Genomic DNA, 16,003 nt, shown 5'->3' on the forward strand with positions numbered 1-16,003 from the left:
ACACCTGCGCTAGGGAGCTCACGATTGGATACACTCGCCGACGTCGGCCAGCTCATCCGCGAGCGTGGCAGCGACCTCAACCGCATCCTGCACCAACGCCTCTTCGAAGCCATCCCAGAGGCACGCAACCTCTTCCGGGAGGACCTCACCGGGGCTCACGTCGACCTGCCCCGGGCGCTGGGCTGGGTGTTGGAGCGCTCGCTTATCGACGAGCCCCTCTCCCTTGAGCTCACCGCGCGGATTCAGGGGATGGGTGTGGACCACCGGCGGCACGGATTCCCCTCCGAGACCTATGACCTGTTCGGCCTGCTGCTTGGCGATGCTATTGCAGAAACCATCGGCGACGACCTACCCGCCGCGCGGGTAGACGCCGCCATGACCGTTGTTGGGCGCATCTGCTCAGAGATGAGCGCGGGTGCCGCCGAAGCCGACGCCCAAGGAGTACCGCCCGCCAACGCCGCCCAAGTCACGGCCGTGGAACACGCCGCCGACGGAGTGAACGTGATCCAGCTGGAAGCCGGCATGCCCGTGGACTACGAGGCCGGCCAGCAGGTACCGGTGATGCCGATGCAGCGCCGCGGCGAATGGCTCAACCTCGCACCCGCCGTCCCGCCGAACCGCTTCGGCCAACTGGAGCTGCACGTCCCCGACGACATCCCCGTCGAGCAAGGCGAGTACTGGACCCTGGGCGCGGCCCGCGGCGACGTCTCGTTGGACCCCGCACGCGACGCGCTGCTGGTCGGGGTTGGCAGAGGCGTTGCGGCCGTGAAGGCGCTGGTCTTCAACCTATTGGAGCAGGCCGAGCGGCCGAAAGTCCACGCTGTCCTCGCCGCCGAGCGCTCGACGCAGCTGTATGAGGTGGGCACGTTCGCGGCCCTTGCCACCACCCAGGACTGGCTCACCGTCACCCCGGTCGTGGAAAGCGTCGACAGCGTCGACTTCGTCGACGCTGAAAGTAAGGACGCTCGCGCCGCCGAGCTCACCCCCGTGGCCCTGCCCGTCACGCTGGTCGTCTCCGGAGTGGGCATGTTCTGGGGCCGCCAGATCATCCTATGCGGGCCCGAAGAGGCCACCACCGCCATCAAGGACGCGCTACTCAAGGCCGGCGCCGAGGAGGCAGACATCCAACTGGTCACCCCCACCGGCCCCGACCAGTGGCCCACTCCCGAGCAGCCCTAGAGGATCGGCAGCGACCTGCGCGCCTTCTCCACCAGCTTCGGGTCAATCTCCACGACGGCCACGTCCGGCTCATAGCCCAGCTCCATCACGCGGTGTCCAAAGGGGTCGACCACGGTGGAATGCCCCAGCCCGGTCGGCCCGCTGGTCTCCCCTGTCGGGCGGGCCTGCCCCGCCGCCGCGATGAACGCCGTGGAATCCAGCGCGCGAGCCGCGGTCAAAATCCGCCACTGCTCCAACTTCCCCTCACCATTCGCCCAGCTGGTCGGCACCACGATCACCTCTGCCCCGGCGCGCGCCAGCTCCTGGAAAAGATCCGGGAAGCGGATATCGAAGCAGATGGCCACGCCCACGTTCACCCCGTTGTGGTCGAAGATCATCAGGTCCTCGCCAGGCTTCACGGTGTCGGACTCTGCGTAGTCAAAGGCGTCATAGGTGTTGATCTTGTCGTAGCCAAAGTGGTGCCCGTCGCCGGTGACCAGCGCGGTGTTGTACACCCGGTTCTTGTCATCGACCACATCCGCCGGCCGGAATATGCCAGCGACAATTACCACGCCCAACTCGTCGGCAAGCGATGACATAGCGGTGGAAAACTCTCCGTCCAAGTCTTCGGCCTGTGTGTCTAGTCGCCCCTGGCCGAAGGCCTGCGAGGTTGCTTCGGGGCACACGATGAGGTCTGCGCCCTGGTCGGCCGCGCGCCGGATGGACTCGGCGGCGAGGGCGAAATTTTTCATCTTATCGCCTGCGGTGGTGATCTGCACGATTCCGATCTTCATGGCACCACTTTATGTGGATAACTTTGAGTTATCCACAGATTTTTCCGCCGCCCCGCGCACCCGGTAAAAATGGGTCACAGTATGGGCATGAAACCTTTAGAAATTGATCCCACACACGTCACATCCGTCCCATCACTAGCCCCCGACCTGGCCCCTTTCGTCGTCGATAACCCGCTGCCGGATTCGGCCGCGTCCGGCGCCTTTGCCACTTTGTCTGGCCAGCTTGCGGAACGGCTCAATGAGTGCGCCACCCGCATCGCCACCCACGCAAGCGAGGTCGCGGCCTTCGCTGAGAACGTTACGCGTGCGGACGAAAACTTTTCCCGGGAGCTGTCATGATCACCCTGCCACCACACCCCTACGGCGACGCCGCCGCAATCCTGAAAAACCTCCGCCAGTCCGCCAAGGACCAAGTCGCCGCCGTGGGCGCGATCCTCAACCACCTCGACTCGGGCAAGTTTTCCGGCGCTGCACCCGATGCCGCCCGCGCCCGCTTTTCAGGCTTATCGACGAACGCCTCACGCATTTCCACTGATGCCATACCAGGCATCGGCATACTGATGACGGCCGACCTGCTGGAACAGGTCTCTTTGCACATGATCGCCGCACTGCGCCCCTTTACCAGCGTCTTTAGTCCCGTCACTATCGCGGCCCACGGGGCGATCGCCGACACCGAGCTCGACCGCCTCGTTCTGAATCAGGCGGTGGCAGCCGCGCTCACCAGCACAAACCAGTCGGTACCGGAACCCAGCATGGACCGGCTCTACGACCACCCGGACCTTACCTTCGACGAGCTCCACCAGCGCCACATGGCTACGATCCCCGCGAAGGACGCGGAGGCCGTCGATAAGCACGGCGGCACGATCCTGGAAGCCGGACCCGGCGGGATCGCCGTGTTGGTCGGCGAGATAGAGCAGGACCCCGAGGCGGTGATGACGCTGGTGGCGGGCACGGGCTCGTCGGCAAGCGACAGCCTCGAAGGCTACCTTGAGCGCGGCGCGATCATGGCACAGAAAGCCGGGGCGCCGACTGTGGTGTGGCTGGGCTATACCGCGCCAGCCAACGTGCCCAAGGCGGCGGGCAGCAAATATGCGGAGGCGGCCGGCGATGATCTCTCATACTTCCAATCCGCGCTCCACCAGCGCTTTCCGGATGCCACCCGGACGGTCGTGGGGCATAGTTATGGCACGGTGGTGGTCGGGGAGGCTGCGGCGAAGCACGGCCTCTATGCGGACAACGTGGTACTGCTGGGTTCTCCCGGGGTGCCCGTGGCGCGTGCCGACGAGCTCACCTTGTTCAGCGAGGACCCGCACGTGCTGGTGGCCGATACGCACAACGACTTCATCCGGCTCACGCGCTCCGGGGCGAGCGCGGTGCACGGCTTTAACCCAGCCTGGCCCAGCTTCGGCGCGGAGACCATGTGGCTGGGTTCGGCCAGCGGGCACAGCGGGCACTGGACCAGCGAAGAGCTGTGGCAACGGGTGGGTGAATTAAACCGTCGCTAGCCTGCTCTGGATTTTTCTCCGACGCGTACCATGGTGGTCGTACCAATAAAGGAGAAATGATATGGCAAAGAACCTAGCACAACAGATCGTCGCCATGCTCGAGGAGCAAGGCGTGAAACGCATTTATGGCCTGGTGGGCGACTCACTCAACCCGTTTTCGGACGCGGTGCGCGAAAGCTCCATCGAATGGATCCACGTCCGCAACGAAGAAGCCGCAGCTTTCGCCGCCGGCGCCGAATCCCTGATTACGGGTGAGCTGGCGGTCTGCGCAGCATCGTGCGGCCCCGGCAACACCCACCTGATCCAGGGGCTGTACGACGCCCACCGCAACGGCGCCAAAGTCCTAGCGATCGCCTCCCACATCCCGAGCCTGCAGATCGGCTCCGGCTACTTCCAGGAGACTCACCCGGAAAAGATTTTCCAGGAGTGCTCGTCGTACTGCGAAATGTGCTTCAGCGCCGAGCAGGCCGCACGCGTGGTACACGGCGGGATCCAGTCGACGATGGCTGGCGCCGGCGTATCCGTGGCTGTTATCCCTGGCGATGTCTTCGAGCAGGACGCGGTGGACAGCGGCCCGGCTGCGTCGGTGATTGCGCGTGGCACGAACGTGCGCGTCTTCCCCGACCAGTCCGAGGCTGCCGCTTTGGTGCAGGCGATTAATCAGGCCGAGACCGTCACCCTGTTCTGTGGCGCCGGTGTAGCGGGCGCGCGCGAGCAGGTGCTGGCGCTGGCGGAGAAGATTAAGTCCCCCATCGGGCATGCCTTTGGCGGCAAGATGCACATCCAGTACGACAACCCCTTTGATGTTGGTATGTCCGGCCTGCTTGGCTACGGCGCCTGCCGCGACGCCATGTATGACGCAGACCTGCTGATCCTGGTGGGCACCGACTTCCCGTACAACGATTGGCTGCCGACGAAGAATGTCGCGCAGATCGATATCGATGGCAGGAAGATCGGGCGCCGCACCACCGTGAAGTACCCCGTGGTCGGCGATGTTGCCAGCGTGATCGAGAACATTTTGCCGCATGTCGACGAAAAGACCGACCGCTCCTTCCTGGATAAGCAGCTGAAGGATCACGCCGCCGCCCTGGAAAACGTCGTCGAGGCTTATACCGAGAAGCACGCCGAGGCCGCCACCCCGATCCACCCCGAGTACGCAGCCAGCATTATCGATGAGCTTGCCGACGAGGACGCCGTCTTCACCGTCGATACCGGCATGTGCAATGTCTGGGCCGCTCGCTACATCACCCCCAACGGCAAGCGGGAGGAGATCGGTTCCTTCAAGCACGGCACCATGGCCAACGCCCTGCCACAGGCAATCGGCAGCCAGGCCGCTGACCGCGACCGCCAAATCATCACCTTTTCCGGCGACGGGGGCTTAAGCATGCTGCTGTCTGAGCTGCTCACCGTGAAGTTGCACAACCTGCCTGTGAAGATGATGGTGTTCAACAACGCCTCGCTGGGCATGGTGAAGCTGGAGATGATGGTGGCCGGCCTGCAGGAGTTCGAGACCGACCACGAGCAGGTCAACTTCGCCTCCATTGCTGAGGCTGTTGGGATTAAGGCGTTCCGCGTCGAAAAGCCCGACGAGCTTGCCGACGCCATCCGCGCCGCCCTAGCACACCCCGGCCCCGCGCTGGTGGACATGGTGACGGACCCCGACGCCCTGTCGCTGCCACCGAATATCACCTGGGAGATGCTCATGGGCTTTTCCACCTCTGCTGCGAAGACGGTTCTTGACGGTGGTGTGGGGCGCATGGTGGATCTGGCGCGTGCCAACCTGCGCAATATTGGTGGCGCTGCGACGATCGGCAAGAACACGTTGACCTAGTCGCGGCTGGCCGGCCGGTCACAACGTGATAATCGAAACGTTATATAAACGTAACGACATATTTCGAGGTCCTTCGGTATACTATAGGTAGTACATTATTTTTTGATTGTTTTTGAAAGGACGATTCAATGACCGACCACTCCCGCGAACCACAGCGCGAACCACACAGCACTACGCGTGCCTACGACGTGGAAACGAAGGCCCACCCCGACGACCACAGCGCGCAAGAAGCCTTCATCGGCACTTCTGACCCGCGCGTGGCCAAGGGCAACGTGTCCTGGGGCGCGATCTTCGCCGGTGTCGTGACCTTCTTGTCTATCATGATCCTGCTCGGCGTCGGCGCCGGAGCCATGGGTCTGCAGGACTCCTCCGGCACCGCGGTGGGCATCTTCACCCTGATCGGCCTGGTCATCGCCTTCCTGGCAGCCGGATACGTCGCGGGTGCCCTGGGCGTTCGCGGTGGCCTCTTCCACGGCTTCGCCACCTGGGCGACCTCCCTGATCGCCGCCGTTGTTCTGGTTGGCTGGTTGGGTACAAGCCTGATCGGCACTGCCGGCAACATCGTGGGCACCGCCGCCGAGACTGGCGCGCAGGCAACCACCGTCGACCCACAGCAGGCCCAGGACGCAGCGAACACTGCGGCCAACAACGTTGACCCGAACCAGGTTCAGGACTCCGCGCAGCAGGCAGCTGACAACGCACAGCAGACCCTGAACGAAGCCGCACCAGCAATCGCTGAAGGTGGCTGGTGGACCTTCGGTGGCCTCCTGCTTGGCGCAGTACTGGCTTCCCTGGCCGGCGTTGCAGGCGCACGCAGCGTGATCAACAAGAAGACCCACGAGGTCGTCACCACCCAGCGCTAACTAGACACCACGAACGCCCTGCCCAACCATTGCGGTTGGACAGGGCGTTTCGTTTTCCTTTCGGCGCTTGCCTGCGCCTATCGACGACGCCGTGGGTCCCACATCACCATCGCGGTGGAACGCGGAACATGCACCAACTCACCGCTCGTGCGCCCGCCCCGCGACAGTTTCTGGCGCAGCTCCTTGTTCTGCTGCTCACTGTGCTCCAGGCGGGACTGGAGTTCTTCAATCTCCTCCGACAATTCGATAATCGTCTTGATGCCGGCCAGGTTCACTCCCTCTTCCTGAGAGAGCTGCTGAATCCGCCGCAGCATCGAGATGTCGCGGTGGGAATAGCGGCGCCCACCGCCGGAGGTCCGCATCGGGGTCACCAGCCCCATGCGATCGTAGGTACGCAGGGTTTGTGCGTGCATGCCAGTCAGTTCCGCAGCAACCGAGATGACGAAGTATTCCTCGTAATTATCGTTACGCGATTCTTCTGCCATGGTATTCACCTCCCAGCCCTACTAGTTGGCGCCGGCCCACCCGCTACGCGGGTCGAAGCCGGAATCCTTCTCTGCCTGGGCGTAGGTGCGCAGGTCGCTGGTGGCCGCTGCGTCCAGATTCTTCGGGATCTGCACCTCCACGGTGACCAGCAGGTCGCCCGCACCGGAACTTTTCGGGATGCCGCGCCCACGCACACGCAGGGTGCGGCCGTTCGGCGTGCCCGCTGGGACCTTCACCTTCACGCGCTTGTCCAGGGTGGGTACCGTCACGGTGCCACCCAGGGCGAGCTCGGCAAAGGACACCGGCACGGTCACCTCAAGGTCATCACCATCGCGGGTAAACACCTTGTCGGGACGCACCGTGACGTGCACGAACAGGTCACCGGCCGGAGTGCCGTTCGGTCCGGCCTCCCCCTGCCCAGCCAGGCGCACCTTCTGCCCATCGATCACACCCGCGGGGATGCGCACGGTAATCGACCTGGTCCGGTGCACCGTACCGCGGCCCGAACAGGTCGGGCACGGATCCTCGATCACCTGGCCGGAGCCCGCACACTTGGTACATGGGCGGGACATGCCGAACGCGCCTTTTTGCTCGCTGACAAAACCAGAGCCGGAGCACTCAGAACACGTTGTCGGATTGCCCGACTTCGAGCCGGAGCCGTGGCACGTCGTACACGGTGCCTCCCCGGAAAGTTCCAGCGGGATCGTGGTGCCCTGGGCTGCCTCGCGGAAGTCGAGGGTGATGCGGGTTTCTACATCCGCCCCCCGCGTCGGCCGCGCTGACTTGCCAGCACCGCCGCCACGATTAAAGAGGCCGCCGAAGATGTCACCAAGACCGCCTTCTTCAGAAAATCCTCCACCGGATCCTCCTCCGAAGAGGTCTGAGAAGTCGATGTTTTCCGTCGACGTCTGACGAAACCCGCCCGGAAAGCCGGAACCACCCGCCCCTCCGAAGCCGGGGAAGCCACCGGAACCGATCATCGATTTCAGTTGGTCGTATTCCTTGCGCTGGCCCTCGTCGGAAAGCACGTCATAAGCTTCGGCCGCCTTCTTAAAGCGCTCCTCCGCCTTGGCGTCGCCTGGGTTTTGGTCCGGGTGGTTCTCGCGTGCGAGTTTCCGGTAAGCCTTCTTAATGTCCGCCGCTGAGGCGTTCTTGGAGACACCCAGGTCCCCGTAATAGTCTTTATCTGCCCATTCACGGTTCATTGCCACGGGTCATCTCCTCCTTTCGCTTCTAATCGAAGAGTGTTGTTGATCTAAATATATTTTGTGAACTATGTTTCAAATCTAATTCTATGAAATTGTGGAAAGGGCCGGGGCCAAAGCTAGTGGTCCCCGGCCCTTTTCCTCATGCGGCTTATTCTGCCTCTGGCGCCTGCGTCTCCTGCGGATCCGCAATGATCACCATGGCGTTGCGCACCAAGCGATCGCCCAAGCGGTAGCCCTTGCGCAGTACCGTGCCTAGGCGCTTGTCGTCGCCCTCGGACAGGTCCTGGACCGCCTCGTGGATCTCTGGGTCGAACTCGTCGCCCTCCGCACCGAATGCTTCCAGCTTCTGGCCGGCCAGCACGTTGTTCAGCTTGTCGGCGAAGGCCTTCAGCGGGCCCTCGTCGAGGTCGCCGTGCTGCTTGGCTAGCTCGAGGTCGTCGAGAAGCGGCAGGAACTCGGTGATCACCTTGGCCTTCGCAGCCTCGACGGCTGCGGTGCGCTCGCGCTCAGTACGACGACGGTAGTTCGCGTACTCGGCGCTCACACGCTGCAGGTCCTCGGTGCGCTCAGCCAGCTGGGCCTCCACATCGGGTACGGCTTCCTGCTCCTCGACACCTGCGAGCGCCTCGTCGACCTCAGCTTCGAGCTCAGGATCGATCGCGACCTCTTCGGCGGCGTCGGCGCGGGCATCAGCCTGTGCCTTGGCGGCCTCTTCTGCTGCCTGTTCGGCCTCGTTTGGGCTGGTGAACTCCGGGTCGGTGTTGTCCGGGTTACCTGGATCGTTCGGCATCTCTTGTGCCATTATCATCCACCATCTTTCTCGTGGCTCCCCGCGCGTCGCCACGCGGGGTGCGGGCCTACTTGTTGTCGGAGTTGTCGGACTCGTCCTCTTCGACAACCTCGGCGTCGACGACGTTGTCGTCGGCAGCGTTAGCGGAGTCGCCAGCGTCTGCCTGGGTTGCGCCGGTGTTGGCCTCAGCCTCGTAGAGCTGCTTGCCCATCTCCTGGGACTCGGTGTTCAGTTCCTCAACAGCGGACTTGATGGCGTCGAGGTCGTCGCCCTTGAGCGCCTCGTCGACCTTGTCTGCTGCTGCGATGACCTTGGCCTTGACGTCCTCGGAGACCTTCTCGGAGTTCTCGTCGACGAACTTGCGGGTCTGGTAGGAAGCGGTTTCTGCGGAGTTGCGGGTTTCCTGCTCCTCGCGGCGCTTCTTGTCCTCTTCCGCGTGCTCTTCGGCGTCCTTGATCATGCGGTCGATCTCTTCCTGGGACAGCTTGGAGCCGTCCTGGATGGTGATCGTGTTTTCCTTGCCGGTGCCCTTGTCCTTTGCGGACACGCTGACGATGCCATTGGCGTCGATGTCGAAGGTGACCTCGATCTGTGGCACGCCACGTGGCGCCGGTGCGATGCCGCCCAGCTCGAAGGAACCGAGCAGGGTGTTCGCCGATGCCATCTCACGCTCGCCCTGGAAGACCTGGATCTGCACGGAAGGCTGGTTGTCTTCGGCAGTGGTGAAGGTCTCGGAGCGCTTGGTTGGGATGGTGGTGTTGCGCTCGATCAGCTTGGTCATCACGCCGCCCTTGGTCTCAATGCCCAGGGACAGCGGGGTGACGTCGAGAAGCAGCACGTCCTTGACGTCGCCGGTCAGCACACCTGCCTGCAGTGCGGCACCCAGTGCGACGACCTCGTCTGGGTTCACGCCCTTGTTCGGCTCCTTGCCGCCGGTGAGGTCCTTGACCATGTCGGTCACAGCTGGCATACGGGTGGAGCCACCGACCATGACCACGTGGTCGATGTCGGAGACGGACAGGCCGGCGTCCTTGATCACCTGGTTGAATGGCGACTTGGTGCGGTCCAGCAGATCAGAGGTGATCTTCTGGAACTCGGTGCGGCTCAGGGTCTCGTCCAGGAACAGTGGGTTCTTCTCAGAGTCCACGGTGATGTATGGCAGGTTGATGGATGCCTGCTGGGAGCTGGACAGCTCAATCTTTGCCTTCTCTGCTGCCTCGCGCAGACGCTGTAGAGCCATCTTGTCCTTGGTCAGGTCGATGCCGTTGGCGGACTTGAACTTTTCGACGAGCCAATCGACGATGCGCTGATCCCAGTCGTCGCCACCGAGCTCATTGTCACCTGCGGTTGCAAGCACCTCGACGACGCCGTCGCCGATCTCCAGCAGGGAGACGTCGAAGGTGCCGCCACCCAGGTCGAACACCAGGATGGTTTGTTCCTTCTCGCCCTTCTCCAGGCCGTAGGCCAGTGCTGCTGCGGTTGGCTCGTTAACGATACGTAGGACGTTGAGGCCTGCGATCTGGCCGGCCTCCTTGGTGGCCTGGCGCTGTGCGTCTTCGAAGTAAGCAGGGACGGTAATAACTGCCTCGGTGACTTCGTCGCCAAGATAGGACTCTGCGTCGCGCTTCAGCTTCATCAGCGTGCGGGCAGAGATTTCCTGCGGGGTGTACTTCTTGTCGTCAATTTCCACGGACCAGTCAGAGCCCATGTGGCGCTTGACGGAGCGGATGGTGCGGTCAACGTTGGTGACCGCCTGGTTCTTGGCGGACTGGCCGACCAAGATTTCGCCGTTCTTCGCGAATGCGACAACGGACGGGGTGGTACGGGAGCCCTCCGAGTTGGCGATAACTACTGGCTCGCCACCTTCGAGGACGGATACAACCGAGTTGGTGGTACCCAAGTCAATTCCTACTGCGCGTCCCATTATGTTTATTCCTCCTGTTGTAAGTGAAGTTCATCAGATAAGTTGATTGCCTCTGGCTCAACTTGTGGAACCACTCTAACACACGATCCCAGCAACCTTGAGCCGATTGCACTCAACCTACACAACGGGACCTAGGGCAAAGTTATTCCAACCCCACTCAACTTTCTTCGTTTCGGCTGGTCACAGCACAAGTAACAGTTTCCTGTGAACTTGCACCTCAGATCACCCTTTCGCTCTGCCCCCCACTGCGAACCCGGCCACAACGCCCACCCCAGCGCCCGATTCCACCCGCGCGCTATCCGACGCCCCTCCCGCGCCATCCACTCCGGCTCAGCATGATGCACCACATGCGCCAGATCAAACGCATCCAGAATCTCCTCCATGCCACGCAGCTCCCCCGATCCCCCACCAGGAGCGCCCATCACCCACGCCTCCGGATCCATCCGCGCGGGAATCACGCGGGCGTCGTCGACAAGCACCCGCCCCAGCACCCACCCCAGGGCCTCCGCCGCCGCGACCGCCGTCAGGTGCACCTGGGCCTCGCGATACAGCCCATCACTGACCTCGAAACCGCCCGCCGCCACGCGCCGACCCACCTCGCGCAGAAAATCGCGCTCGCGTGTGCCCATCAGCCCGCGCCCCACGCTCACCAGATCATCCGACTCCGGCGCCCGACCCGCCATCACCAGCGCCGCCACCTGCCCCACCAGCGCCTGCGCCCGCATCATCGCCTCCAGCTCCGGCAGCGCGCGCAGCCTCGCCTCCGCCCGCCCCAGCACCGGCGGCACGTCATGGCCCAGCCCACGCATGGCGCTTAACGACGAAAGCCTGCGCCGCACCGCATCCTCAGCCACGGGGACCTTTACGTCATTGCCGGGCGCCTGCAGATTCTCCCCGTCCACCGAACGCACCGGACCATTACCCACCTGCACCACCGTGGGCCCCAAAGAAGCCAGGTGTGCGAATTCTGACAGTTGGAGGGGCGTGTAATGGTCATCACGGTAAAGCTCGTAGACGCAGGCCGCGCGCGTGACCAGGCGGGCCAGCGGGTGGGTACTGCGGATATCGGGGCCGGTAACGACAAGACCAGCGTCAGCGAACTCGTCGATAAGCCGCGCCACGGTCGCCTGCACATCGGTAGCAGGGGCGTTGCTGGAGGGCACCGTCGTTAGCACAGTCACTCGCATGAATCTATTGTCGGGCATCGTGACAATTCTTGCAGTGTCAGTTTTCTGGCATGATGTCCTCTGTGAACAAGATTAATGAGACCATCGCTGACAGCAGCGTGCCCAAAGAACCCACCCCGGCCGACTCCGCCCAGGAACTCTCCGAAGAAAATATTGACCGCTCGGTGATCCTGTCCGCGGACGCGCGCACCCTCGCGCTCTGGGCAATCCGACTACTCGTGATCGCCGCCGCCGCGTGGGTCGTGTGGCAAGGCCTCGGCTTCATCTGGGTGGGCCTGCTGCCAGCCATCCTGGCGCTGATCTTCTGCACCGTCCTGTGGCCGCCGGTGCGCTGGCTGCGCAACCGCAAGGTGCCCGCCGCGCTCGCCGTGATCCTGGTGATCGTGGGCTTCTTCGGCGCCATCTTCGCCATCTTCGCCGCCATGGCCCCCACCATCAGCTCCCAGGCACAAGACCTGTACAACCAGGCGCAGCGCGGCATCGACCAGGTGCTGAACTGGCTGGAAACGGGCCCGCTGGCGATCGACACCACGCAGATCGACGAGGCGCTGGCGAACGTGCGTCAATACATCACCGACCAGGCCTCCAATATCGCCTCCGGCGTGATTTCTGGTGTCGGGGTGGCCACAGATATCGTCGTCACGCTCGTGCTCATGCTCGTGCTCACATTCTTCTTCCTCAAAGACGGCGACCGCTTCCTGCCCTGGGTGCGCCAATACGCGGGCGCGAAGGCCGGCTTCCACTTCACCGAGGTATGCATGCGCTCGTGGAACACCCTGTCCGGGTTCATCCGCACGCAGGCCGTGGTCTCCTTCGTGGATGCCCTCTTCATTGGTATCGGGCTTGTGATCCTGCAGGTGCCGCTAGCGATGGCGCTGGCCGTGACCACCTTCTTCGCCGGGTTCATCCCGATCGTCGGTGCCTTCACCGCAGGTGCTCTGGCCGTGATCGTGGCGCTGGTATCCCAGGGATTCTGGGTGGCGGTGGCCGTGCTGGTGCTCGTCATCGTCGTCCAGCAGGTCGAGGGCAACGTGCTGCAGCCGGTCCTGCAATCCAAGGCCATGGGCCTGCACGCGGCGATCGTGCTGCTGTCCGTGACCGTCGGCTCCACCCTGTTCGGCATCATCGGCGCGTTCCTCGCCGTACCCGTCGCCGCGGTGGTCGCCGTCTGGTTCCGCTACCACGCCGAAATGGTGTCCCTACGCACCGGCGAAATCACTGCCGACGACATCCAGATCTCCACCCAACAAGGCGCCACCATGAGCTCGCGCGAAGCCTTCGAAGCCGTGCGCGAAAACCTGCGCCGCATGGGCCGCCGCAAATCTAAAGAATCCGGCGAAGAACCCGTGGACCCAGAATACGGCGCCACCAGCGTGAAAAAGCTGAAGGAAGGCGGCGACGCGGCCGCGGAGAACGACATTGACAAAGCACCCGGCCGCGAGAATTAGGAAATTCGCATAGGGTGGGGGCCAGTCCGATCCCCAAACTTAAGGAGCATAAATTGTCTTCTCTCAACGGACGCAAGATCGCTGTCATCGCCACCAACGGTTTCGAGGACTCGGAGCTGGCAAGCCCAGTCGAGGCCGTCACCAACGCCGGCGCCGAGGTCTCCCTCATCTCCACCGAAGCCGGCACCATCAAGGGCAAGAACGGGACTGAGGAAAAGGTGGACCTCACCTCCGCAGAGGCCAACCACGCCGACTTCGACGCACTCATCCTGCCCGGCGGCACCTCCAACGCCGACAAGATCCGCATGGACGGCCACGCCGTCGAATTCGTACGCGGCATCTTCGAGGCTGACAAGCCCACCGGCGTGATCTGCCACGGCGGCTGGATCCTCACCGACGCCGACGTTCTGCGCGGCCGCACCCTGACCTCCTACGCTTCCCTGAAGACCGACCTGACCAACGCCGGCGCCAACTGGGTCGACGAGGAAGTCCACGTGGACAACGGCCTAGTCTCCTCCCGCACCCCGGCCGACCTGGAGGCATTCAACGCGGCGATCGTCGAAGCCTTTCAGTCGAGCAACGACTAAGAAGTAAAACCTGGCACTTTCTGGCCAACCTGTGGATAACAATGTTGTTTTCCACAGATTTCGGACATTTCGCCAACGGCCCCCGCGCACATTGCGGGGGCCGTTTAGCGTATGAGGCATGAACCTCGGAGAGATCCTCACCGCCCTCGGCACCAGCGCCATGACGCTGATCGCCGAGGTCGGCACGCTTTCCGACGACGACCTCCGCCGCAGTGGAGCCGAAGCCCAACCACTATCGACGCTGCGCAAACTTTACGAGCTCTACTACGGCTCCACCGCCTTCACCCGCAAGCAACGCAACGCCCGTGACTCCGCCACACGCGGCAACCTGGGCCTGCAGAGGCTGAAGTCCATCGAAAACTACGCCAACCGGCTCACCGACTCCACCCGCAAATGGCCGCTGCGCGAAGAACTCACCGCCTTCGAAGGCAACGACTATGACTTCCAGCGCCACGCCGCCGAACGCGTGCGCGCCTACAACGCGACCGCTGACGCGGCCGACCAAGAGGAACCCAAGCAGTCAAAGCGCTCCATGAAGGTCACCCACCACGAGGGCACCACCGAGGCCTCGCTGACCGTGCGCGGCCCCTCGTCCGAGATCCGCGCCGCCGAACAACTCGCCCGCGAGCGCGCAGAAGAAGAAGGCACCTCCCCAGCAGAAGCACTATTGGCGGGCATGTGCTCGTCGACAAGCGAAGGCGGGGTGCGCACCGTGGTGAAGGTGCTGGTGCCGCTCAGCGATGTGCAGGCGCTACGCAACGGCGAGGGTGCCGACGCTGTGCTGCACTGCACCAACGGCGCACTGATCACCGGCCGCGAGCTGCTGGAGAGGGAGATCGAACCGATCGCCGAATACGTCGGCCTGACCAACATGGACGGCGCGGTCACGATCTCCACCGGGCTGCACCCATTCTTCGACGACGGGCACATCGTTGACCGGGCCGGCTTGGAACGGGAGGAAGAACGAAGATCCTCGCGTGGCGATCCACCCGTGCCCGCCGCCACCAAGGCAAAGGCGCTGGCCAGGTTCGCCAGCTACAAGGACCGCTGCCTCCTCGAAGCCGAACAAACAGTGTGCGCCGCGGAAGGGTGCAGCGTGCCCGTGACCCGCACTCAGGTTAATCACAATATCCCGCACAGTAAGGGCGGGCTGACGGTCGTGCGCAACCTGTCGATGCTGTGCGATTACCACAACGGCAAAGCCGGCGACCGCGAGATGTATCGCAAGATCGCCGGCGTGACGTACCGGGTGCTGCCGGGCGGGAAGCTGGTGCGTAACCGCCACCCGCTGGCTGTCTAGCTGTGCACAGCTGCGGGTTCGGCGGAGGGTTCCTGCTCGTCGACAACGTTGACCTGCCGGTTACGCTTCACGCGGCGCGCGCCGATGAAGGTGATGGTGAAGCCGACGACGAGGATCGCGATGCGGATCGCCCACATCACTGTCTCGGACCAGCCGAATCCACCGAAGACGGCCGGGACGTTGAGGACGATCAGCATCGTACCGACCAGCCCGCCCAGCAGGTAGGGGTTGAGGCGGGAGACGGCCCACGCCGCGATCGGTGCCGCCAGCACGCCGCCGATGAGCAGCGCGAGGATGATCATGGCGTTGCGCGCCAGCTCGTCCCACATGCTCACGACGAAGCCCGCGGTGCCACCGATGGAGACGAGGAATTCGGCAGCAGACACGGTGCCGACGATCTTGCGCGGTTCCGCACGCCCCATGGTCAGCAGGGTGGACACGGTGACCGGCCCCCAGCCGCCGCCACCGGTCGAGGAGAGGAAGCCGCCGATCGAACCCAGCCCGATCAGCGCGCCTTTCGACGTCGGCTTGCCACTAGGCTGCGCTTTTCGACGACCACTGCTGAACCGGATCACCAAGTGCACGCCGAGCGCCATCAAGATGATGCCGGTCAGCGGGCGGGCGGCGGACACAGGCAGGTTGGCCAGCACGGTCGCGCCGATGAAGGACAAGATCATGCCCGGGATGCCCAGGGTAAGGGCCTGTTTCCAGTTCACGTTGCCGAAGCGCCAGTGGCTGATGCCGGCGGCGAACGTGGTGCCCAGTTGGGCGGCGTTGACGGCGGCGACGGCCTGGGCGGGCACGAGTCCGGCCAGGGCGATCAGGATGGTGGTGGACGTGATGCCGAAGCCCATGCCCAGTCCACCATCGACGAGTTGGGCGGCGAAGCCCGCAATCGCAATGAGAATAAATGTCATCATGG

At 63.6% G+C, this 16,003-nt stretch carries 15 protein-coding genes; 8 read left to right on the forward strand and 7 right to left on the reverse strand.

The genetic code is table 11. The annotated features are described in order from the left end of the window. The first annotated feature begins 24 nt into the window (after positions 1-24). Positions 25-1,179 carry a hypothetical protein gene (locus B097_RS0109345; RefSeq protein ID WP_018582263.1) on the forward strand — a complete coding sequence of 385 codons (1,155 nt, stop codon included), beginning with the start codon at positions 25-27 and terminating at the stop codon, positions 1,177-1,179. Here the strand turns inward: B097_RS0109345 and B097_RS0109350 are convergent. Continuing rightward, positions 1,176-1,952, reverse strand: coding sequence for a carbon-nitrogen hydrolase family protein (locus B097_RS0109350; RefSeq protein WP_018582264.1), 777 nt, complete (start codon positions 1,950-1,952; stop codon positions 1,176-1,178). The genes B097_RS0109345 and B097_RS0109350 overlap by 4 nt on opposite strands. Positions 1,953-2,039: 87 nt before the next feature. On the opposite strand from B097_RS0109350, the gene B097_RS0109355 reads away from it, so the two are divergent. From B097_RS0109355 to B097_RS0109370, 4 genes are all read left to right on the forward strand, one after another. Further along, positions 2,040-2,291: a hypothetical protein gene (locus B097_RS0109355; protein ID WP_147287083.1), complete on the forward strand. Its 252-nt coding sequence runs from the start codon at positions 2,040-2,042 to the stop codon at positions 2,289-2,291. Continuing rightward, positions 2,288-3,457 (forward strand): alpha/beta hydrolase, encoded by a 1,170-nt coding sequence (locus B097_RS13150; RefSeq protein WP_018582266.1) that lies wholly within the window; start codon positions 2,288-2,290, stop codon positions 3,455-3,457. The genes B097_RS0109355 and B097_RS13150 overlap by 4 nt, the downstream gene beginning before the upstream one ends. Positions 3,458-3,518: 61 nt before the next feature. Then, positions 3,519-5,288: a pyruvate dehydrogenase gene (locus tag B097_RS0109365; RefSeq protein ID WP_018582267.1), complete on the forward strand. Its 1,770-nt coding sequence runs from the start codon at positions 3,519-3,521 to the stop codon at positions 5,286-5,288. A gap of 128 nt (positions 5,289-5,416) precedes the next feature. Beyond that, complete coding sequence (locus tag B097_RS0109370) at positions 5,417-6,151, forward strand: hypothetical protein (protein WP_018582268.1); 735 nt, start codon at positions 5,417-5,419, stop codon at positions 6,149-6,151. Positions 6,152-6,228: 77 nt separating this feature from the next. Here the strand turns inward: B097_RS0109370 and B097_RS0109375 are convergent, their stop codons facing one another. The 5 genes from B097_RS0109375 to B097_RS13650 all read right to left on the reverse strand — a co-directional run bounded on the left by B097_RS0109375 (position 6,229) and on the right by B097_RS13650 (position 11,746). Continuing rightward, complete coding sequence (locus B097_RS0109375) at positions 6,229-6,636, reverse strand: heat shock protein transcriptional repressor HspR (protein ID WP_018582269.1); 408 nt, start codon at positions 6,634-6,636, stop codon at positions 6,229-6,231. A 21-nt stretch (positions 6,637-6,657) separates the two neighbouring features. Beyond that, positions 6,658-7,848, reverse strand: a complete 1,191-nt coding sequence (gene dnaJ / locus B097_RS0109380; RefSeq protein WP_026254431.1) for a molecular chaperone DnaJ — start codon at positions 7,846-7,848, stop codon at positions 6,658-6,660. Positions 7,849-7,993: 145 nt separating this feature from the next. Beyond that, entirely contained in the window at positions 7,994-8,653 is a 660-nt protein-coding gene (gene grpE, locus B097_RS0109385; RefSeq protein ID WP_026254432.1) for a nucleotide exchange factor GrpE, read from the reverse strand. 49 nt (positions 8,654-8,702) lie between these two features. Next, positions 8,703-10,559 (reverse strand): molecular chaperone DnaK, encoded by a 1,857-nt coding sequence (gene dnaK, locus B097_RS0109390; protein WP_018582272.1) that lies wholly within the window; start codon positions 10,557-10,559, stop codon positions 8,703-8,705. Positions 10,560-10,690: 131 nt separating this feature from the next. Next, complete coding sequence (locus B097_RS13650) at positions 10,691-11,746, reverse strand: hypothetical protein (RefSeq protein ID WP_155879238.1); 1,056 nt, start codon at positions 11,744-11,746, stop codon at positions 10,691-10,693. A 53-nt stretch (positions 11,747-11,799) separates the two neighbouring features. Here B097_RS13650 and B097_RS0109400 point away from each other — a divergent pair, with 53 nt between their 5' ends. From B097_RS0109400 to B097_RS0109410, 3 genes are all read left to right on the forward strand, one after another. After that, entirely contained in the window at positions 11,800-13,194 is a 1,395-nt protein-coding gene (locus B097_RS0109400; RefSeq protein WP_425320895.1) for an AI-2E family transporter, read from the forward strand. 53 nt (positions 13,195-13,247) lie between these two features. Continuing rightward, positions 13,248-13,781: a type 1 glutamine amidotransferase domain-containing protein gene (locus B097_RS0109405; RefSeq protein ID WP_018582275.1), complete on the forward strand. Its 534-nt coding sequence runs from the start codon at positions 13,248-13,250 to the stop codon at positions 13,779-13,781. Between the two features lie 118 nt (positions 13,782-13,899). Beyond that, complete coding sequence (locus B097_RS0109410) at positions 13,900-15,081, forward strand: HNH endonuclease signature motif containing protein (RefSeq protein ID WP_018582276.1); 1,182 nt, start codon at positions 13,900-13,902, stop codon at positions 15,079-15,081. Here B097_RS0109410 and B097_RS12815 read toward each other — a convergent pair. Next, positions 15,078-16,001 (reverse strand): sulfite exporter TauE/SafE family protein, encoded by a 924-nt coding sequence (locus B097_RS12815; protein WP_018582277.1) that lies wholly within the window; start codon positions 15,999-16,001, stop codon positions 15,078-15,080. The two genes, B097_RS0109410 and B097_RS12815, sit on opposite strands and share 4 nt — an antisense overlap. Between the last annotated feature and the right edge of the window lie 2 nt (positions 16,002-16,003).

It is taken from the genome of Corynebacterium pilosum DSM 20521 = CIP 103422 (assembly GCF_000373805.1).
Taxonomy (GTDB): Bacteria; Actinomycetota; Actinomycetes; order Mycobacteriales; family Mycobacteriaceae; genus Corynebacterium; species Corynebacterium pilosum.